The 19100-nt window shown below is 66.1% G+C and carries 17 protein-coding genes; 11 read left to right on the top strand and 6 right to left on the bottom strand.

The features are described 5' to 3' along the window. Nucleotides 1–127: 127 nt before the first annotated feature. Nucleotides 128–616, bottom strand: a complete 489-nt coding sequence (gene dadR / locus QO207_RS08535) for a transcriptional regulator DadR (protein WP_015479539.1) — start codon at nt 614–616, stop codon at nt 128–130. Nucleotides 617–802: 186 nt separating this feature from the next. Between dadR and QO207_RS08530 the strand changes: the two genes are divergently transcribed. The 9 genes from QO207_RS08530 (at nt 803) to QO207_RS08490 (ending at nt 10443) form a co-directional block, all read left to right on the top strand. Continuing rightward, on the top strand, nt 803–3367 hold the full coding sequence (locus QO207_RS08530) for a YdbH domain-containing protein (RefSeq protein WP_301532024.1): 2565 nt from the start codon (nt 803–805) through the stop codon (nt 3365–3367). Nucleotides 3368–3386: 19 nt separating this feature from the next. Then, nucleotides 3387–3578, top strand: a complete 192-nt coding sequence (locus QO207_RS08525; protein ID WP_301532023.1) for a YnbE family lipoprotein — start codon at nt 3387–3389, stop codon at nt 3576–3578. 15 nt (nt 3579–3593) lie between these two features. Continuing rightward, entirely contained in the window at nt 3594–3938 is a 345-nt protein-coding gene (locus QO207_RS08520; protein ID WP_301532022.1) for a YdbL family protein, read from the top strand. 361 nt (nt 3939–4299) lie between these two features. Next, a complete protein-coding gene (gene dadA, locus QO207_RS08515; RefSeq protein ID WP_301532021.1) occupies nt 4300–5595 on the top strand; it encodes a D-amino acid dehydrogenase in 1296 nt (431 codons plus the stop codon). Then, nucleotides 5570–5923, top strand: coding sequence for a RidA family protein (locus tag QO207_RS08510; protein ID WP_081515166.1), 354 nt, complete (start codon nt 5570–5572; stop codon nt 5921–5923). The genes dadA and QO207_RS08510 overlap by 26 nt, the downstream gene beginning before the upstream one ends. 83 nt (nt 5924–6006) lie before the next feature. Continuing rightward, nucleotides 6007–7086, top strand: a complete 1080-nt coding sequence (gene alr, locus QO207_RS08505; protein WP_301532020.1) for an alanine racemase — start codon at nt 6007–6009, stop codon at nt 7084–7086. A gap of 160 nt (nt 7087–7246) precedes the next feature. Then, a complete protein-coding gene (locus QO207_RS08500) occupies nt 7247–7795 on the top strand; it encodes a cupin domain-containing protein (protein ID WP_184596604.1) in 549 nt (182 codons plus the stop codon). A 178-nt stretch (nt 7796–7973) separates the two neighbouring features. Then, the gene (locus QO207_RS08495) at nt 7974–8402 is read left to right on the top strand and encodes a cytochrome c5 family protein (RefSeq protein ID WP_311197214.1); all 429 of its coding nucleotides are present in this window, start codon (nt 7974–7976) and stop codon (nt 8400–8402) included. A gap of 199 nt (nt 8403–8601) precedes the next feature. Then, nucleotides 8602–10443: an acetyl-CoA hydrolase/transferase C-terminal domain-containing protein gene (locus tag QO207_RS08490; protein ID WP_301532083.1), complete on the top strand. Its 1842-nt coding sequence runs from the start codon at nt 8602–8604 to the stop codon at nt 10441–10443. A gap of 346 nt (nt 10444–10789) precedes the next feature. Here the strand turns inward: QO207_RS08490 and QO207_RS08485 are convergent, their stop codons facing one another. Then, a complete protein-coding gene (locus QO207_RS08485; RefSeq protein ID WP_081515169.1) occupies nt 10790–11365 on the bottom strand; it encodes a xanthine phosphoribosyltransferase in 576 nt (191 codons plus the stop codon). 416 nt (nt 11366–11781) lie between these two features. Next, a complete protein-coding gene (rep, locus tag QO207_RS08480; RefSeq protein ID WP_301532019.1) occupies nt 11782–13791 on the bottom strand; it encodes a DNA helicase Rep in 2010 nt (669 codons plus the stop codon). Between the two features lie 291 nt (nt 13792–14082). On the opposite strand from rep, the gene QO207_RS08475 reads away from it, so the two are divergent. After that, on the top strand, nt 14083–15759 hold the full coding sequence (locus QO207_RS08475; RefSeq protein ID WP_301532018.1) for a bifunctional diguanylate cyclase/phosphodiesterase: 1677 nt from the start codon (nt 14083–14085) through the stop codon (nt 15757–15759). Here the strand turns inward: QO207_RS08475 and QO207_RS08470 are convergent. Further along, nucleotides 15752–17137 carry a NorM family multidrug efflux MATE transporter gene (locus QO207_RS08470; protein WP_301532017.1) on the bottom strand — a complete coding sequence of 462 codons (1386 nt, stop codon included), beginning with the start codon at nt 17135–17137 and terminating at the stop codon, nt 15752–15754. The two genes, QO207_RS08475 and QO207_RS08470, sit on opposite strands and share 8 nt — an antisense overlap. A gap of 139 nt (nt 17138–17276) precedes the next feature. On the opposite strand from QO207_RS08470, the gene QO207_RS08465 reads away from it, so the two are divergent. Further along, complete coding sequence (locus QO207_RS08465; protein WP_301532016.1) at nt 17277–18197, top strand: LysR substrate-binding domain-containing protein; 921 nt, start codon at nt 17277–17279, stop codon at nt 18195–18197. A gap of 10 nt (nt 18198–18207) precedes the next feature. Here the strand turns inward: QO207_RS08465 and QO207_RS08460 are convergent, their stop codons facing one another. Both QO207_RS08460 and rclC read right to left on the bottom strand, forming a co-directional pair. Then, on the bottom strand, nt 18208–18426 hold the full coding sequence (locus QO207_RS08460; RefSeq protein WP_301532015.1) for a DUF2790 domain-containing protein: 219 nt from the start codon (nt 18424–18426) through the stop codon (nt 18208–18210). Between the two features lie 25 nt (nt 18427–18451). Further along, nucleotides 18452–19024 (bottom strand): reactive chlorine resistance membrane protein RclC, encoded by a 573-nt coding sequence (rclC, locus tag QO207_RS08455; protein ID WP_301532014.1) that lies wholly within the window; start codon nt 19022–19024, stop codon nt 18452–18454. Nucleotides 19025–19100: the final 76 nt, after the last annotated feature.

The raw sequence follows: 19100 nt of genomic DNA, 5'->3' as shown, positions 1-19100 counted from the left end.
TGCGATATCCTGATTTTTATGTTGTTAAAATTTTACGCAGGATAAACGCCGACTTCCCGCCCAGCCAATAGCCGGGCGGCAAAAAGCGCCGGGAAGTCGTAAATGGATCGGTCGAGCGGGCCGGGAATCAGTCCGGGATGGGCAGGGTGAGGCTTTCCTTCACCTCTTCCATGACGATGTAGCTCTTGGACTCTCGCACGTGGGGCAGCTTGAGCAGGATGTCGCCGAGCAGCTTGCGGTAGGAGGCCATCTCCGAGATGCGCGCCTTCACCAGGTAGTCGAAGTGGCCCGACACCAGGTGGCACTCCAGCACGTGAGGCAGCTTGAGCACCGAGCGGCGGAAGTCCTCGAAGGTATCGCCGGACTTGTAGTCCAGGCTGATCTCGACGAACACCAGCAGGCTGGCCTTGAGGTACTGCGGATTCAGCCGGGCGTTGTAGCCCATGATGATCCCCTCGCGCTCCAGTCGGCGCACGCGCTCGGTGCACGGCGTCGTGGAGAGGCCGACGCGCTCGCCCAGTTCGGTGAAGGAGATGCGACCCTCTTCCTGCAGGATGCGCAGGATATTGCGGTCGATCTTGTCCAGTTCGCGGCGGCTTTGATGCTGGGTTCTCATGGATAGGACTCTAGGGATAGCACTCTGAAGTCGAGCGATGAGCTTTGGGGGAATGTCGGCAATATAGTCCCTTGTGCAGGGAATATCACTGGCATCCCTTGAACTTCCCGCGCCGGACGGCCAGCCTGTAGGCCAACGCTTCGCCCTTGCCGGGCGAAACCGGTCGTTTTCCGCAGAGGCTTTCGCATGTCGCTTCCCCGCCTGCGCACCGTTCTCCTGCTGCTGTTGCTGCTCCTGGCACTGGCGGTCGGCGCGGCGTGGCTGGCGGTTCCGCGCCTGCTGGCGAATGCCGGAGTGAGCGTCGAGCAATGGCAGGGTCTGGGCTTTTCCCGCGAGGGCCTGACCCTGGAAAACCTGGCGATCCAGCAACAGGCGGCGGACGGTGCGCGCCTGGCGGTCCAGCTGCAGGAGCTGCGCGTCGGCTGGCCCGAGCACGCAGACGGGCGCTGGCGCCTGCGGGAACTGGCTGCCGGCAGCATCGACGTGCGCCAGTGGCCGGGGCAGGGCGCGCCGGAAGAAGACGCCGCGCTGCCGGATATTGCCCAGCTCAACCGCTGGCTGGCGCTGCTGCCGGGGCGGCTGGCGCTGGAGCGGGTATTCCTTGAATTGCCCTGCGCCCGCGAGCAACGCTGCACCCTCAATGGCAGCGCGCATTGGCAGCAGTTGCAGGATGGCGCCGCAGCACTGGGCGGCGAGCTGCGCCAGGGCGGCCAGCAACTCGCCTTCAACGGCCTGCTGCGCCCCGGTGACGGCCAGTGGCGCCTGCACCTGGAAAGCTACCTGGACAACGACCAGTTGCTGACCCTGGATTCCAGCTGGTCGCCCGCCAGCCGCCAGCTCAGCGGCAGCATCGCCAGCCCGGCGGTGCCGCCGGTGCAGGCGGTACGCAACTGGCTGGGCATGTGGTTGCCGACGCCGAACCTGCCGTTGCCGATCCCCGAAGCCGGGCGCCTGCGCCTGAGCTGGGACACCCAGCTGGCCGGTGACGCCGCCTGGCCGGACTGGCCGGGTCTGCGCGACGGCCGCGGCAGCATCGATCTCTCCCTGCAACTGCCGCAGCCCTGGCCGCTGCCGGGCGTGGGCAACCTGCAGGGCGACCTGCGGTTGATCGCCAGCGCTACCGACGCCGGCTGGCGCCCCTCGGTGGTTGGCGGCGACCTGCGCCTGTCCGACTTGTATGGCGACTGGCTGCAGGCGCTGCCGGTCGGCCTGCGCCCGGCACGCCTGACCCTGCACCTGGAACCCGGAGTGGATGAAGAGGCCGGCAGCGTGCGCGCCGATCTCCATGCCACCGGTGCTGCCGATCTGCGCCTGCGCTCCCGTGTGGCTCTGCTGGAAGCCACGCCGCTGGCCCTGCAGCTGAGCGATTCGCGCCTGGAAGGCAAGGTCCCGCATCTGGAACTGGCTGGCTTGCGCGGCGACAACAGTCGCATCGACCTGAGCTTTGCTGCCCGCGTCGACCAGCAGGCGGCGCGCTTCGACTTCGCCGATGGCGCGCAACTGCAGGTCGGCACCCTGGCTGGCCCGCAGGCGCTGAAGGCGAGCAAGCTTGCCGCCACCCTCGGTAAAGGCTCGCTGAGCCTGGGCTATGCCCCTGACGCAGCGGCTAGCCTGCAACTGGACGCTCCGCTGAAACTGGCTGTCGGCGAGCTGCGCCAGGCCCACGTGAAAACCCTGTCCTGGAATGCCCTGGGCACCCTTGCGGCAAGTCTCGACGCCCAACAGTTCAAGGGCCGGCTGCTGAACAGCGGCGGGCTGAATGCCGAGGTGGAGCTGAACAACTCGGCGAAGCAGGGCGTCGCCCTGGCGGCGCGGCAGCCGGAGTTCTTCCTGCGCACCGGCAACCCGTTGGAAAAATCCCTCGGTGACTGGCCGGGCCTGCTCAGCCTGAACAACGGCAAGGCCAGCCTCGACCTCGACTGGCGCCTGCCGCCAGGTAGCGCGCCGCAGAGCCTCGACCTCAACCTGCGTGGTAGCGGGCTGGAAGGCGTCTACGACCGCAGCGAAATCCATGGCCTCGACCTGCAGGCAAAGTTCGCCCTCAAGGGCTCGCAGATGGAGCTGCAGCTGCCCCAGGTGAAAGTCGCCTCGCTCAACCCCGGCGTTACCTTGGGGCCGCTATCCCTGCAGGGCAGCTACAGGGCCGCGCTCGGCGCGCCGCTGGCCGGCCGTGTCGACTGGCAACAGGCCGAGCTGGGCCTGTTCAACGGCCGCGCCTGGCTGCCGGCGGGGGCAGTGGACCTTGCCAACCGCGGGCAGGACCTGACCCTGAAGCTGGAAGGGCTGGCGCTGGAGGCAATCCTCGCGGCGTATCCGGCGGAAGGGCTGTCCGGCAACGGCATCATCGACGGCAACCTGCCGCTGGCGCTGAACCAGGGCAAGCTGGTGATCCACGGCGGCGAGGTGGCCGCGCGGCAGCCGGGCGTGCTGCAGTTCCGCTCGGCGAAGATCCAGGCGCTGGGCCAGAGCAACCCGGCCATGCAACTGGTGGCCACCGCCATCGACGATTTCCGCTACGACAAGCTCGCCAGTCGTGTGGATTATGATGAATCCGGCAAGCTGCTCCTGGCCTTGAGCCTGAGCGGGCGCAACCCCGAGCTGGAGCAGGGCCGGCCGATCAACCTCAACGTCAACCTGGAGGAGAACGTGCCCAAGCTGCTCACCAGCCTGCAACTGAGCGACCGGGTCAGCGACACCATCCGCAAGCGCGTGCAGGACCGCCTGCGCAACGACCCGGCCGCCGCGCCATGACCGCAAGGAGACCCAAGACATGCGCCTTCGCGCCCTGACCACCCTGTTGCTCCTGGCCGGCCTCGCCCAGGGCTGCACGCCTACCGTGCAGCTGGCGGCGCCCAAGGAGCCGATCAACATCAACCTCAACGTGAAGATCGAGCACGAGATCTATATCAAGGTCGACAAGGCGCTCGATGGCATCATCAACGAGAACAGCGGCCTGTTCTAAAGAAGGAGCCTTTGCATGAGATTGCACCGCAAACTGGGCGTCGCGCTGGTCGCCCTCTGCCTGAGCCTGCCGGTCATGGCCATGAGCCTGGAGCAGGCGATGTCCGCCCTGGGCGGCGCCAAGTCCCAGGGCCAGCTCGGCGAGCAGGCCGACGGCTACCTGGGCGTCGTCAGCAATGGCGGGCAAGCCGCCGATATCGCCGCGCAGATCAACGCCGCGCGCCGCGCCGAATACCAGAAGGTCGCCAGCCAGAGCGGCGCCACCCTGAAGGACGTGGAATCCCTGGCCGGCAAGAAGGCCATAGAACGTACACCGTCGGGGCAGTACGTGCAGGTCAATGGTCAGTGGGTGCGCAAGTAGGCTTGCCAAGGGAATTTCCCTGCCTGTCGCCGCTGGTCGGGGCAGGTGGGGAGGGTGCCCTCGGGAGCAGGTAAATCCCGTTCGCGATGAGGCCGGCGCGAGAAGTTCTGGCCAATCCCCTGCTGTTCGCTATTTCCTCTGGATCTGGTGAAAATTTCGCCAGATCCTCGACCATCCAGTCTCAGGTAAAAACACTAGTAACCTGGTGGATGTCCCTCCGTGAAAGGCGGTTTTGCCAGGAATTATCCTCAAATACCGCATCGCAATCAGTGAATATCGCTGACCCTGACTTCCTATACTGCGCGCATCTACGTTCAGAATAAGAAACGTCAGCGCCCCCGGCGCGACGTAGGAGGCAAAGATGCGTGTTCTGGTGCTCGGCAGCGGTGTGATCGGTACCGCCAGTGCTTACTATCTCGCCCGCGCGGGCTTCGAAGTGGTGGTCGTCGACCGCCAGCCCGGCCCGGCCCTGGAGACCAGCTTCGCCAACGCCGGCCAGGTGTCCCCTGGCTACGCCTCGCCCTGGGCCGCCCCGGGCATCCCGCTCAAGGCCATGAAGTGGCTGCTGCAGACCCATGCGCCGCTGGCCATCCGCATGACCGGCGATCCCTTCCAGTACAGCTGGATGTGGCAGATGCTGCGCAACTGCAACGCCAAGAGCTACGCGGTGAACAAGGAGCGCATGGTGCGTCTGTCCGAGTACAGCCGCGACTGCCTCGACGAGCTGCGCGCCGAAACCGGCATCGGCTACGAAGCCCGTTCCCTGGGCACCACCCAGCTGTTCCGTACCCAGGCCCAGCTCGACGCTGCCGCCAAGGACATCTCGGTGCTGGAAAGCTCCGGCGTGCCCTATGAAGTGCTCGACCGCGCCGGCATCGCCCGCGTCGAGCCGGCCCTGGCCAAGGTTGCCGACAAGCTGGTCGGCGCCCTGCGCCTGCCCAACGACCAGACTGGCGATTGCCAGATGTTCACCACCAAGCTGGCCGAGATGGCCAAGGCCCTGGGCGTGGAATTCCGCTTCGGCCAGGACATCCAGCGCCTGGACTTCGCCGGCGACCGCATCAACGGCGTCTGGGTCGATGGCCAGTTGGTCACCGCCGACCGCTACGTGCTGGCGCTGGGCAGCTACTCGCCGCAGATGCTCAAGCCGCTGGGCATCAACGCCCCGGTCTACCCGCTCAAGGGCTACTCGCTGACCGTGCCGATCACCAACCCGGACATGGCACCGACCTCGACCATCCTCGACGAGACCTACAAGGTCGCGATCACCCGCTTCGACCAGCGCATCCGCGTCGGCGGCATGGCGGAAATCGCCGGCTTCGACCTGTCGCTGAACCCGCGCCGCCGCGCCACCCTGGAAATGATCACCACCGACCTCTACCCGGAAGGCGGCGATGTGAGCAAGGCGGAGTTCTGGACCGGCCTGCGCCCGGCCACCCCGGATGGCACCCCGATCGTCGGCGCCACCCGCTACCGCAACCTGTTCCTCAACACCGGCCACGGCACCCTGGGCTGGACCATGGCTTGCGGCTCGGGCCGCTACCTCGCCGACCTGATGGCCAAGAAGCGCCCGCAGATCAGCACCGAAGGCCTGGATATCTCCCGCTACGGCTCTGCCTCGGAGGCCCACAATGGCCATCCTGCGCCTGCACACTAACCAGCGCATGAGCCAGGTCGTCGTCCACAACGGCACGGTGTACCTCGCCGGCCAGGTGGCCGATGACCTCAGCGCTGGCGTCGAACAACAGACCCGCGAAGTCCTCGCCAGCGTCGAGCGCCTGCTCGAAGAAGCCGGCACCGACAAGTCGCGGGTGCTCTCGGCAACCATCTACCTGAAGGACGTCGCCGCCGACTTTGCCGGCATGAACGGCGTCTGGGACCAGTGGGTCCCGCAGGGCTGCGCCCCGGCGCGCGCCACCGTCCAGGCGGCGCTGTGCTACCCGGAGATCCTCGTCGAGGTCTCCATCGTCGCCGCACTGCCCTGATCGTTTTTGCGTGGCCCGGCCTGAGCGCCGGGTTTTTTTCGTCCGTCGTTATTGTTCCACACAGACCATAAGAGAGCCTCGCCATGCGTCCCGCCCGTGCCCTGATCGACCTCGTCGCCCTGCGCCACAACTACCGCCTGGCCCGTGAAGTGACCGGCGCCCGAGCGCTGGCGGTGGTCAAGGCCGATGCCTACGGCCATGGTGCGGTGGTCTGCGCGCGGGCACTGGAAGGTGAAGCCGACGGCTTCGCCGTGGCCTGCATCGAGGAAGCGCTGGAACTGCGCGAAGCCGGCATCCGCGCGCCGATCCTGCTGCTCGAAGGCTTCTTCGAGGCCAGCGAGCTGGAACTGATCGACGCCCACGACTTCTGGTGCGTGGTGCACTCGGCCTGGCAACTGGAGGCCATCGAGCGCGCGCGCCCGAGCAAGCCGCTGACCGTCTGGCTGAAGATGGACTCGGGCATGCACCGTGTCGGCTTCTTCCCGCAGGACTACGCCGCCGCGCTGGCGCGCCTGAAGGCGCTGCCCCACGTGGCCAAGGTCGTGCTGATGAGCCACTTCTCCCGCGCCGACGAACTGGATTGCTCGCGCACCGAGGAGCAGGTCGCCGCCTTCCAGGCCGTGCGCGAAGCCGCAGGCCAGGGCCACGAAATCAGCCTGCGCAACTCCCCCGGCATCCTCGGCTGGTCCGACGTGCCCAGCGACTGGGTGCGTCCCGGCATCATGCTCTACGGCGCCACCCCCTTCGAACAGGCGCACCCGCTGGCTGACCAGCTGCGCCCGGTGATGACCCTGGAATCCCAGGTGATCAGCATCCGCGAACTGCCGGCCGGCGAGCCGGTGGGCTATGGCGCGCGCTTCATCGCTGACCGTCCGGTACGCGTCGGCGTGGTCGCCATGGGTTACGCCGACGGCTATCCGCGCCACGCGCCGGACGGCACGCCGGTGTTCATCGACGGCAAGCCCAGCCGCATCATCGGTCGCGTGTCCATGGACATGCTCACCGTGGACCTGACCGACCTGCCGAGCGCAGGCCTGGGCAGCCGCGTCGAACTCTGGGGGCCGAACGTGCCCGCCAGCCAGCTCGCCGCGCTGTGTGGCAGCATTCCTTATCAGCTGTTCTGCAACCTCAAGCGGGTGCCGCGGGTCTACTCCGGCGAGTGAGTACCGCCCGTAAAGTTTGCGCAGGATCGACAGGCGATCTGTTGTAAATACTGAACGGTGTTGCCATGATACGTGGCACTTGGAACCCGCTCGGCACAAGCCGTTGCGGGTTCTGCCTTTCAGAGCCTGCCTGATCACAAGAATAAGGAGGACCCCACCCTTGGACGTCGGTGCTCGTCTGCAAGCCATCCGTAAGCTCAAAGGTTTGTCCCAGCGCGAACTCGCCAAACGGGCGGGTGTGACCAACAGCACAATCTCGATGATCGAGAAGAACAGCGTAAGCCCCTCCATCAGCTCGCTGAAGAAAGTGCTGGGTGGTATTCCGATGTCCCTGGTCGAGTTCTTCTCCCTCGATCTTGAGCAGAGCAGCAACACTCCGGTGGTGTACAAGGCAGACGAACTCAGCGACCTGTCCAGCGGCTCGATCATCATGAAGCTGATCGGCAAGGACTACCCCAGTCGCGCCATCACCCTGCTCGACGAGACCTATCCGCCGGGCTCCGATACCGGCGACGACATGTACGCCCACGAAGGCGAAGAGACCGGCGTACTGGTCGAAGGCCGCCTGGAACTGACTGTCGGCGACGAAACCTTCGTCCTCGAATCCGGCGACAGCTACTATTTCGACAGCACCAAGCCGCACCGCTTCCGCAATCCGTTCGAAGCCCCGGCACGGCTGATCAGCGCGACCACACCGGCAAATTTTTGAACAGCCGGTAGGACCGGCCAGATCAGCTGCGACCTAATGCCGCAAAGCCCGGACAGGCGGTGCAATTGTTTCGAGCTCGCCGCCTTTGCCGTTATACTTGCGCCCGCTCGCGCGGCCCGAGACTGTGACTGCATCCATACCGCGACCGGGCGTGATAAGCCACGATGAGGGTGAAAGGGTGAACCTGATTAGAAAAATCCTGGCAGCCCAAGCTGCCGTACTGGCCCTTTGGGCAGTGAGCGTTCAGGCCGCGACCAACGATGATGCCATTGCCAAGCGTCTCGAACCTGTCGGCAAAGTCTGCGTCCAAGGCAAGGAATGCGAAGGTGTTGGCGCCGTCGCTTCTGCCGGTGGTGGCGGTGCGCCGCGTTCGGGCGAAGAGATTGTCGGCAAGGTCTGCACCAACTGCCACGGCAGCGGCCTGCTGGGCGCGCCGAAGGTTGGCGACAAGGCTGACTGGGGCAAGCGCGCGAAAGAGCAGGGCGGTCTCGACGGCCTGCTGGCCAAGGCCATCTCGGGTATCAACGCCATGCCGCCCAAAGGCACCTGCGCTGATTGCTCCGATGACGAGCTGAAAGCTGCGATTCACCACATGTCCGGCCTGTAAGCGCCGAACCTGTGCGAAAAAGCCGCCCGAGGGCGGCTTTTTCATGCCCGCGATTTGTCACCGCGTGAGTCGCGGGAGCAACTTTTGCGTAAAGCCGGTCCAAACTCCTGTCGTTGAAGCGAACCAGGAGGGAAGCCAGGTGCAATCCTGCTCGATAGAAACCGCCGTCGAAGAACTGCTGCAACGCCTGGATGGACACATCCGTCTCGGCCTGCCGCTGGGGCTGGGCAAGCCCAACCAGCTGGCCAACGCGCTGTACCGGCACATCCGCGAGAACCCGCGCCGCCAGCTGACCCTTTACACCGCGCTGTCGCTGGGCCGCCCGCAGGCTGGCGGCGAGCTGCAGCGGCGCTTCCTCGAACCCTTCGTCGAGCGCATCTACGGCGACTATCCCGAGCTGGACTACCTGCACGACCTGCGCAGCGGCAGCCTGCCGGAGAACATCCGCGTCGAAGAGTTCTACCTGCAGCCCGGCAGCCTGCTGGACAGCGCCCCGGCGCAACAGAACTACATCAGCTGCAACTACAGCCACGTGGCGCGCGATATCAACGCCAAGGGCGTCAATGCCGTTGCCCAGTTGGTGGCGCGCGACCCGGCGCGGCCGGGCAAGCTCAGCCTGGCCTGCAACCCGGACATCACCCTCGACCTGCTGCCGATGCTGCAGCGCCGCCGCGCGGCGGGGGAAACCATCGTCACCATCGGCGTGGTCCACGACCAGTTGCCCTACATGCCCGGCGACGCCGAGGTGGACGAGGACTTCTTCGACCTGCTGGTGGACGCACCGGGCGATAGCAGCACGCTGTTCTCTACGCCCAACCTGCCGGTGGGCCTGCAGGATCACTGCATCGGCCTGCACGCCAGCGCCCTGGTGCGCGACGGCGGCACCCTGCAGGTCGGCATCGGCTCCATGGGCGACGCGCTGACTTCGGCGCTGCTCACCCGCCAGCGCGACAACGCCGGTTACCGTGCGCTGCTCGACAGCCTCGACTCCGCCACCCGCCACGCCGGGCTGATCGAGCGCGATGGCGGTCTGGGTACGTTCGAGCAGGGCCTCTATGGCTGCAGCGAGATGTTCGTTCCCGGCCTGCTGGCGCTGGCCGAGGCGGGCGTGCTGAACCGGCGCGTTGCGGCGCGTCCGGGGTCGTCGCCTACCGAGCCGGGCGTCTGGCTGCATGGCGGCTTCTTCCTCGGCCCGCAGGCCTTCTACCGGCGCCTGCGCGAGATGCCGCGCGAGGAGCTGGCCGGGATTGGCATGACCGGCATCGGCTTCGTCAACAACCTCTACCGCGACGAGGAGCTCAAGCGCGCGCAGCGCCGCGACGCGCGCTTCCTCAACAGCGCCTTCACCGTCACCCTGCTGGGCGCCGGCGTGGCCGACCAGTTGGAAGATGGGCGGGTGCTCAGTGGTGTCGGCGGGCAGTACAACTTCGTTGCCCAGGCCCATGAGCTGGAGGGCGGGCGCTCGATCATCATGCTGCGCAGCTGGCGCGAATCCGAGGGCGAGCTGAGTTCCAACATCGTCTGGAGCTACGGCCACACCACCATTCCCCGGCACCTGCGCGACATGGTGGTGACCGAGTACGGAGTCGCCGACCTGCGCGGCCGCAACGACGCCGAGGTGATCGCCGCACTGCTGGCCATCGCCGACTCGCGCTTCCAGGACGAACTGATCGCTCAGGCCCGGGAGGCCGGCAAGCTGCCGAGGGATTTCGAACTGGACGAGCGTTACCGCCACAACACGCCGGAGCGCCTGCGCGAAGCGACTCAGGGGCTGCGCCAGCTGTTGCCGGAATTCCCGCTGGGCTGCGACTTCACCGAGCACGAGCGCGACCTGCTGCGGGCGCTGGGCTGGCTGAAGAGCAAGCTGCGCTTGAGCGAGATACTCAAGCTGGGCAAGGCGACCCTGGATGCACCGGAGCCGGAGGCGTACCCCGCGCATCTGGAACGCATGGGTTTGGCCAAGCCTGACGGGCTTCGCGAGGAGCTTTACCAGCGCCTGGTGCTGGCCGGCCTGAAAGCCAGCGCCGAGCAGTCGTCGTAGGGGCAACTGGCCTCTTCTGAAAATCCTTGCCGGGGTTTCCCTCTCCCTAACCCTCTCCCTGAAGGGAGAGGGGACTGTACGGCATCAAGCGGAACTCCGTGCCTCCCGGCCATACCGAGCGGCTCCCCCTCCCTTCGGAGCAGGGCGCGCAGCCAGGGCGGGGGAGGGGGCTGAGGCCGGCACAGGATTATCCAGGTAGGAGTGCACCTTGTCCGCGAACCTGCCCCGCTGAACGGCCGCCTGCCGGCGGATCGCGGATAAGATCCGCTCCTACAAGAGCGCTCCGGGCGGGCATGAAAAAAGGCGGGCCCTGTCGGTGCCCGCCTTTTTTGTGGAGCGCGTGGGATCAGTCCTCGAGGAACTCGACCTGACCGTTGGCCAGGGACTTCACGCGAGCCAGGGATTCCACGCGGTAGCCTTCGCTTTCCAGCAGGGCGCGGCCTTCCTGGAAGGACTTCTCGATGACGATGCCCAGGCCGGCGACGCTGGCGCCTGCCTGCTGGATCAGGTCGATCAGCGCCTTGGCGGCATGGCCGTTGGCGAGGAAGTCGTCCACCACCAGCACGTGGTCGGCGGCGGTCAGGTGCTTGGCAGAGATGGCGATGGTGCTTTCGGTCTGCTTGGTGAAGGAGAAGACCTTGGAGATCAGCAGGTCGTTCTTCAGCGTCAGCGACTGGAACTTGCGGGCGAAGATCACCGGGATGCCCAGTTCGAGGCCGGCCATGACGGCAGGGGCGATGCCCGAGGCCTCGATGGTGACGATCTTGGTGATGCCCTGGTTCTTGAAGCGTTCGGCGAACTCGTGGCCGATCAACTTCATCAGCGCCGGGTCGATCTGGTGGTTGAGGAAGGCGTCTACCTTGAGGACCTGTTCAGAAAGAACGATGCCTTCGCTGCGAATTTTGTCTTTGAGAGTGTTCACGGGGGGTGCTTCCGGAGCGGCTGTCGCTGATGAAGCGCGTAATTCTACAACGCCATTGGCCTTCTGCGCGACGTTCCGACCAATGCAATTGCTGATCGAGTGGACAGTTTTTCGATGGATGGAAGCTTGGGGGATTGCCTGTCGGGAAATCTGTGCCTGGGCTTAGCCCTCACCCCAGCCCTCTCCCGGAGGGAGAGGGAGCCGTCCGAATCGGCTGACGCTGTGGTGTCATCCTGCACCGAACGGTCCGCTCTTCTGCTTGCGGAGCGGGGCGCACAGTCAGGTGAGGGGCTTCGCCTGCGTAGGAGCGGATTCATCCGCGATCCGGCCGATAGGCCGGTGCCCGCTGGATGGCGATCGCGGACGGAGTCCGCTCCTACGCTTCAGCCCACCATTGGCGTAAGGCGAGACCAGGGTCAGCGCTTGAGCATCGCCCGGATATCCGCCAGCGCCGAGTTGCCGTTGGCCACCTTGACCTCCTGCGGCGCGTCTTCCTGGCCTTCCCAGACCAGGTCCTCGGGCGGCAGTTCGTCGAGGAAGCGGCTGGGCGAGCAGTCGATGATCTCGCCGTATTGCTTGCGTTTGGCGGCGTAGGTCATGGCCAGGTTCTTCTTCGCCCGGGTGATGCCGACGTAGGCCAGGCGCCGCTCTTCCTCGATGGTGTCGGCCTCGATGCTGGAGCGGTGCGGGAGGATTTCTTCTTCCACGCCGAGAATGAACACGTAGGGGAATTCCAGTCCCTTGGACGCATGCAGGGTCATCATCTGCACGCCATCGGCGCCTTCTTCCTCTTCCTGCTGGCGTTCCAGCATGTCGCGCAGCACCAGCTTGGCGATGGCCTGCTCGATGGTCATGTCGCCTTCTTCGTCGCGCTCCAGGGTGTTCTTCAGCGCTTCGATGAGGAACCAGACGTTGCCCATGCGGAAATCGGCGATCTTGTCGCTGGAAGCGTTCTGCCGCAGCCAGTTCTCGTAGTCGATGTCCATCACCATGCTGCGCAGCGCGCCGATCGGGTCGCTGCCGGCGCACTGCTCGCGGACCTTGTCGATGAAGCGCTTGAAGCGCTGCAGGCGCTCGATGTAGCGGGCGTCCAGGTGCTCGGACAGGCCCAGCTCGCCGGAGGCGTTGAACATCGAGCAGCCGCGCTCGGTGGCGTAGTTGCCGAGCTTCTCCAGGGTGGTGGAGCCGATCTCGCGGCGCGGCACGTTGATCACCCGGAGGAAGGCGTTGTCATCGTCCGGGTTTACCAGCAGGCGGAAGTAGGACATCAGGTCCTTCACTTCCTGGCGTCCGAAGAAGCTGGTGCCGCCTGACAGGTGATAGGGAATCTGGTGGTGCTGAAGCTTCAGCTCGATCAGCTTCGCCTGATAGTTGCCCCGGTAGAGGATGGCGAATTCGCTGTAGGGCCGCTGCGTCTTCAGGTGGATGGTGAGGATTTCCATCGCCACCCGCTCGGCCTCGGACTCCTCGTTGCGGCAACGGATCACCCGGATCGGGTCGCCTTCGCCCATCTCGCTCCACAGCTGCTTCTCGAACACGTGGGGGTTGTTGGCGATGAGGATGTTGGCGCATTTGAGGATGCGGCTGGTGGAGCGGTAGTTCTGCTCCAGCATGACCACCTTCAGCGACGGGAAATCGTCCTTCAGCTGCATCAGGTTTTCCGGGCGCGCGCCGCGCCAGGCGTAGATCGACTGGTCGTCATCGCCCACCACGGTGAAGTGCGCGCGCTGCTGCACCAGCATCTTCACCAGCAGGTACTGGCTGGCGTTGGTGTCCTGGTATTCGTCCACCAGCATGTAGCGCACGCGGTTGCGCCACTTGTCGAGGATCTCCGGGTGCTCCTGGAACAGCTTCACCGGCTGCAGGATGAGGTCGTCGAAGTCCACCGCGTTGTACGCCTTGAGCGTGCGCTGGTAGTGCAGGTAGACCATCGCGGCGGTCTGTTCCTTGGGATTGCGCGCCTTTTCCAGCGCCTCTTCCGGAAGGATCAGGTCGTTCTTCCAGCTGCCGATCAGGCCCTTGATCTCGTCCAGGCCGTCATCGCCGGAATACTCCTTCTGCATGATGTCGGTCATCAGCGCCTTCACATCGCTCTCGTCGAAGATCGAGAAGCCGGGCTTGTAGCCCAGGGCCGCGTGTTCCTTGCGGATGATGTTCAGGCCCAGGTTGTGGAAGGTCGAGACGGTCAGGCCCTTGCCTTCGCCGGGGCGCAGCAGGGTGCTGACGCGCTCCTTCATCTCGCGGGCGGCCTTGTTGGTGAAGGTCACGGCGACGATGTACTGGGCGCGGATGCCGCACTGCTGCACCAGGTAGGCGATCTTGCGGGTGATCACGCTGGTCTTGCCGGAGCCGGCGCCGGCCAGCACCAGGAGCGGGCCGCCGACGTAGTTCACGGCCTCTTGCTGCCGGGGATTGAGTCGGGACATGAAGGGCGGGGGTCTGTAGTGAAGCGGGCGCGTATTCTAGCAGGCCGTGCCGGGCGTCGGGGTGCCGCTCGGAATAGCGGCGATCTGTGACACGATCGTACTTATGTGTTTTGGATAAATCTGTACATGTATTAGGCTTGTGACAGCAATACTTGAAGAAAACTCTTAAGAGTTTCTCTGAAGTTTCGTCTACATCCGGGGGAGCCTGGAGGGCGTGGCTTCAAAACTGGGAGAGGCGGGCGCAGGGAAGGTGCCTGGAATTTCTCCCCTTTCTAGAGACATGGGGGTCGCTTGGCAGCGTCGGTTGAACCAACGCGCCTGCTCCTGCTGGCGGAAGCGCCGCAGTGGGCCCAGCTACTGCGCGGGCATCTGGCCGCGTTGGGGCAGGGCTATTCGCTGATCACGGCCCCGTCCTGGCAGGCTGCCAGCAGCCTGTTCGACGAGGACCAGGTCGGCCTGGTGCTCGCCACCCCCGGCAAGTTGCCGTCCTCCCACCAGTGCCACCTGCCGCTGATCCTGCTGCTGGAGCGCGAGCCCGCGGAGGAGCCGGTCGGCGTCGCCGATTACCTGGTGGCCGAATCCCTCAGTGTCGAAGTCCTGCGCCGCACCCTGCGTTATGTGCGTGAGCGCGCTTCGCTGCAGCAGACCCTGCAGAGCTTGGCCGAACAGGACCCGCTGACCGGCATCGCCAACCGCCAGGGCTTCCAGACCCTGCTCGCCGCCCGCCTCAGCGAGAGCGAAGGGCGCGGCCTGGCGCTAGGCCATCTGGACCTGGACAACTTCCGCCACGTCAACGACGCCCTCGGCCACCAGGCCGGCGACCGCCTGATCCTGCAGGTGGTGGCGCGCCTGAAGGCGCACCTGGACAGCGGCGACGACATTGCCCGCCTGGGCAGCGACGAGTTCGCCCTGCTGCTGGACACCCGCCGCGACCCGGAGCGGGTCGAGAAGATCGCCGAACGCATCGTCGAAGCCCTCGGCGAGCCCTACTGGGTAGAGGGCGAAAGCCTGTTGCTGGGCTGCAGCCTGGGCGTTGCCCACGCCCGCGCCGGCGAGGCCGCCGACCCGCTGCAGTGGCATGCGCACATCGCCATGCAACAGGCCAAGTCGCGCCAGGGCTGCACCTTCCACGTCTTCGACGAACGCATCAACCGTGGCGCCCGCAGCCTCGCCGACCTGGAAAGTGAACTGCGCCGGGCGCTGCGCCGTGACGAACTGGAACTGCACTACCAGCCACGCCTGGACCTGCACAGCGGGCAGATCGTCGGCCTCGAAGCGCTGGTGCGCTGGCGCCATCCCGAGCGCGGCCTGCTGACGCCGGGCGATTTCGTGCCGCTGGCCGAGGAAAGCGGGCTGATCGTGCCGCTGGGCTACTGGGTCATCTCCCGCGCCCTGCGCGACATGCAGTGGCTGCGCGGGCGCGGCCTGCCGCCGCTGCACATGGCAGTGAACCTGTCGTTCCGCCAGTTCCAGGACAGCCAGCTGCTGCCGACCCTGGAGCGCCTGATCCGCGAGCGCGGCGTCGACGCCCAGTGGCTGGAATTCGAACTCACCGAAACCGCCGTGATGCGCCGCAGTGACCAGGTCCTGCAGACCATGCAGGCCCTCGGCCGGCTGGGCGTACGCTTCTCGCTGGACGATTTCGGCACCGGTTTCTCCTCCTTCGTGCACCTCAACAGCCTGCCGATCACCCTGCTGAAGATCGACAAGAGCTTCGTCGGCGGCATGCACGAGCGCCCGGAGAACCTGCAACTGGTGCGCGCCATGATCAACCTGGCGCACAACCTCAACCTGGAAGTGGTCGCCGAAGGCGTCGAGACCGCCGCCCAGCAGGACGAACTGCGCCAGTTCGGCTGCGACCAGGTGCAGGGTTACTGGATCAGCCGCCCGCTGCCGCTGGCGGAGCTGGCGCGCTACCTGGTGTTCGGCGCCAACCGCGCGCTGCGCACCCAGGACTCGGTCAGCTAGCCAGCAGCGCCGCGCCTCCAGCCGGCGGACGCAGCATGCGTGAGGTCTTTGCCTCGAAGGCCAGGGTCAGGCCGATGGCCGCGCAGGCCAGCCCGGACGCCAACCCCCACCACACGCCACTCGGCCCCCAGTTCAGCGGGAAGGCCAGCAGCAGCGCCATCGGCACGCCCACCAGCCAATAACCCGCCAGGCCGACGAAGAAGGTCGTGCGCGCATCCTTCAGGCCACGGATCGCGCCCATGGCGATGCACTGGGTACCGTCGAACAGCTCGAACCACGCAGCGATGGCCAGCAGGCTGACGGCCAGTTGCACCACCTCGCGGTTGGCCGGGTCGCGGTGATCGATGAACAGCCCGATGACCAGCTCCGGCGCCAGCCAGAAGAGCGCGGCGAAGGCGAACATGCAGCTGGCGCCGAAGCCGATGCCCAGCCGCCCGGCGCGGCGCGCCTCGACCAGCCGGCCGGCGCCGTAGTGCTGGCCGATACGGAAGGTCACCGCGTAGGAAATCCCCATGGGCACCATGAAGGCCACGTACACCGACTGGATGGCGATCTGGTGCGCTGCCAGCGCGGTGCTGCCGATCACGCCCATGCACAGGGTCGCCACGGTGAACATGCCCGATTCCACCGCATAGGTGCCGCCGATGGAAATGCCCAGGCGCAGGGATTCGCCGATCACCTTGAAGTCCGGCTTCGACAGCCCGGCCAGCAACGGATAGGGCGCATAGGCGCGGTGCCAGCGCAGGTACAGGGCGAAGATCACCGGCAGCGCGTTCATCACCACCGCGGTGACCATGCCGATCCCCGCCAGCCCCAGGCGAGGAAGGCCGAACAGCCCCTCGATGAAGGCGTAGTTGAGAGCGAAGTTGGCCAGCGCGCCGATCAGGCTGATGGCCATGACCGGGCCGGGCCGCTCGATGGCGCTGGTGAAGCCGCGCAGCACCATGAAGGCCATGTAGCCGGGCAGGGCGAAGACGATGCTGTGCAGAAAACTCAAGGTGCCGTGGACGGTCTCCGGCGCCTGGCCGAAGGCGATCAGGATCGGCCCGAGGTTCCATAGCAGCAGGCCCGCCAGCAGCGCCAGCGCGCCGCCGATCCACAGGCCGGCCTGGGTCGCCTGGACTACGCCGCGTGCGTCCTTCGCGCCATGCCGGATCGCCACCAGGTTGCCGGTGGCTGCCACCACGCCGACGCAGAAGGTCGACACCAGCGCATAGGTCGACGCGCCCAGCCCGCCGGCGGCCAGCGCCTCGCGGCCGAGCTTGCCCATCATCACGGTGTCGGTGAACACCATGGCCACATAGGCCAACTGCGCGGCGATCAGCGGGCCGGCGAGGCGAAGGATGGCGGCAAGTTCATCACGGTACAGGCGTTTCATGAGTCAGGCTCAGCAAGCGGCAGGCGCCGCATCATTGGATAGTTCCCCATTCTCCGGTGCCCGTGGATGCGGGCACAAAAGGAAAAATGCGATGCCATCCATGAGTCATACTCATGCATGAAGTCATTCGGAGCCTTCCATGAACCGCCAGTTGCCGCCCCTTTATGCCCTGCGCGCCTTCGAGGCGGCTGCCCGGCATGCGTCCTTCACTCGCGCGGCCGAGGAACTGGCGATCACCCAGAGCGCGGTGAGCCGGCACATCAAGACCCTGGAAGAGCACTTCGCCTGCCGCCTGTTCCAGCGCCGCGGCCGCCAGCTGGAGCTGACCGAAACCGCGCGGACCCTGCTGCCCGGCCTGCGCGATGGCTTCGATGCGCTGGAACGCGCCTGCGCCAGCCTGCGCACGGAGGAGGGCGTGCTGCGCCTGAAGGCGCCCTCGACCCTGACCATGCGCTGGCTACTGGCGCGCTTGAGCAAGTTCCGCATGCAACACAGCGATATCGAGGTGCAGCTGACCAGCGCCTGGATGGACGTCGACCGCGTGGACTTCTTCAACGAGCCCTTCGATTGCGCGGTGCTGCTCAGCTCCGGGCACTTCCCGGCGGACTGGGAGGCCACCCTGCTGTTCCCCGAATGGCTGATTCCGGTTGGCGCGCCGGCGCTGCTGGCGGACGGCCCGTGGAACGCCGAGCGGCTGGCCGACGCCGAACTGCTGCATCCCACGCCGGACCGCCGGGACTGGCGACGCTGGCTGCAGCGCATGGGCCTGGCGGAGCAGGTGTCGCTCAAGGGCGGGCAGGTGTTCGACACCCTGGAGCTGGGCATTGTCGCCGCCACCCGTGGCTACGGCGTCTCCATCGGCGACCTGGTGATGGTCGCCGAGGATGCCAACCAGGGCCGCCTGGCATTGCCCTGGCCCAGCGCGGTGGCCAGCGGCGAGAGCTACTACCTGGTCTGGCCCCGTGCGCGCCGGCATCAGGAGCGGCTGCGCCGGTTACGCGACTTCCTGCAGGCGGAAATGCAGGCCATGCAGTTGCCGCCGGTGGACTATCTCGAATGAACGTGGCGGCTCAATCGCCGCTGCAACCGTTGGCCCACACCTGGTAGTTCAGCTCGTGCCGCTGGGCCTGGGCGTCTTCGTAGACCATGGTCACCGGCACGATGCCGCACTCCTGCTGGGTATCGGTGATGGAGATGACCCGGTGCACGTCGGGCCTGTCGTGGGCCGGCACGGTGCCGCAGGCGGCGACGAACAGGGTGGTGAGGATCAGGGCGATCAGCGCTTTCATGGCGTGTTTCCTTCAGAAGATTTGATCAGGCGCGTTCGCGCAGCAGCGAGCGGGCGGAATCGGCCATCACCAGCAGGCCGCCGGCGAGCATCAGGGTGTCCTTGAGCACCAGCCGGCCCGCGCCGGACAGATAGGGGAAGCCGTGCTGCGCATCACCCAGCGCCGGTACCCAGGCCTCGGGCGTGGTGATCAGGAAGCTCAGCGTCACCAGCGGCGTGCCGAACGACAGGAACCCACCCAACAGGCCGAGACGGCGCGACAGCGGGTTGAGCAGCACCAGCAGCGCAATGCTCAGCTCCACCACGCCCAGGCCCTTGGAGAAGCCGTAGGTGTTGTTTTCTGTCTGCCAGGCGCGCTTCTGCACATCCAGTTCGCCCTCGTGGGTGAGGTGCGCGCGGTAGTCCTCGGGGTGCTCGTAGAAGAACGACATGAACGGGCTGTTGGCGACGAAGGGGGTGATGCTGTCAGCCTCGTAGGGCACGAACTTCAGCGCGCCGATCCAGATGAACACCACGGCGATGGCCACGCGCATCAGGTTGGCGCCGAAGTGGTCGAGGCGGGTCAGTGCCTGCAGGCCCTGGGTGATGGGAGAGGACATGGAGAACTCCTTGCGGGTCGGTTGAAATCAGGAGTGGCCATTGTCGAAATCGCGGCGTTTGGCTTCTTGCGCGTTG

This window comes from Pseudomonas sp. CAN1, from assembly GCF_030462585.1.
In the GTDB taxonomy this organism is placed as follows: domain Bacteria; phylum Pseudomonadota; class Gammaproteobacteria; order Pseudomonadales; family Pseudomonadaceae; genus Pseudomonas.
The sequence above is the reverse complement of the archived record's forward strand: the minus strand, read 5'-3'. Positions and strand labels throughout refer to the sequence as shown.

Excerpts from the sequence above, each read along its gene's own strand:
- QO207_RS08525 (WP_301532023.1), top strand. The coding sequence starts at position 3,387 with ATGCGCCTTCGCGCCCTGACCACCCTGTTGCTCCTGGCCGGCCTCGCC.
- QO207_RS08470 (WP_301532017.1), bottom strand. The coding sequence starts at position 17,137 with ATGAAACGCCTGTACCGTGATGAACTTGCCGCCATCCTTCGCCTCGCC.
- QO207_RS08465 (WP_301532016.1), top strand. The coding sequence starts at position 17,277 with ATGAACCGCCAGTTGCCGCCCCTTTATGCCCTGCGCGCCTTCGAGGCG.
- QO207_RS08520 (WP_301532022.1), top strand. The coding sequence starts at position 3,594 with ATGAGATTGCACCGCAAACTGGGCGTCGCGCTGGTCGCCCTCTGCCTG.
- QO207_RS08510 (WP_081515166.1), top strand. The coding sequence starts at position 5,570 with ATGGCCATCCTGCGCCTGCACACTAACCAGCGCATGAGCCAGGTCGTC.
- QO207_RS08530 (WP_301532024.1), top strand. The coding sequence starts at position 803 with ATGTCGCTTCCCCGCCTGCGCACCGTTCTCCTGCTGCTGTTGCTGCTC.
- alr (WP_301532020.1), top strand. The coding sequence starts at position 6,007 with ATGCGTCCCGCCCGTGCCCTGATCGACCTCGTCGCCCTGCGCCACAAC.
- dadA (WP_301532021.1), top strand. The coding sequence starts at position 4,300 with ATGCGTGTTCTGGTGCTCGGCAGCGGTGTGATCGGTACCGCCAGTGCT.
- dadR (WP_015479539.1), bottom strand. The coding sequence starts at position 616 with ATGAGAACCCAGCATCAAAGCCGCCGCGAACTGGACAAGATCGACCGC.
- QO207_RS08460 (WP_301532015.1), bottom strand. The coding sequence starts at position 18,426 with ATGAAAGCGCTGATCGCCCTGATCCTCACCACCCTGTTCGTCGCCGCC.
- rep (WP_301532019.1), bottom strand. The coding sequence starts at position 13,791 with ATGTCCCGACTCAATCCCCGGCAGCAAGAGGCCGTGAACTACGTCGGC.
- rclC (WP_301532014.1), bottom strand. The coding sequence starts at position 19,024 with ATGTCCTCTCCCATCACCCAGGGCCTGCAGGCACTGACCCGCCTCGAC.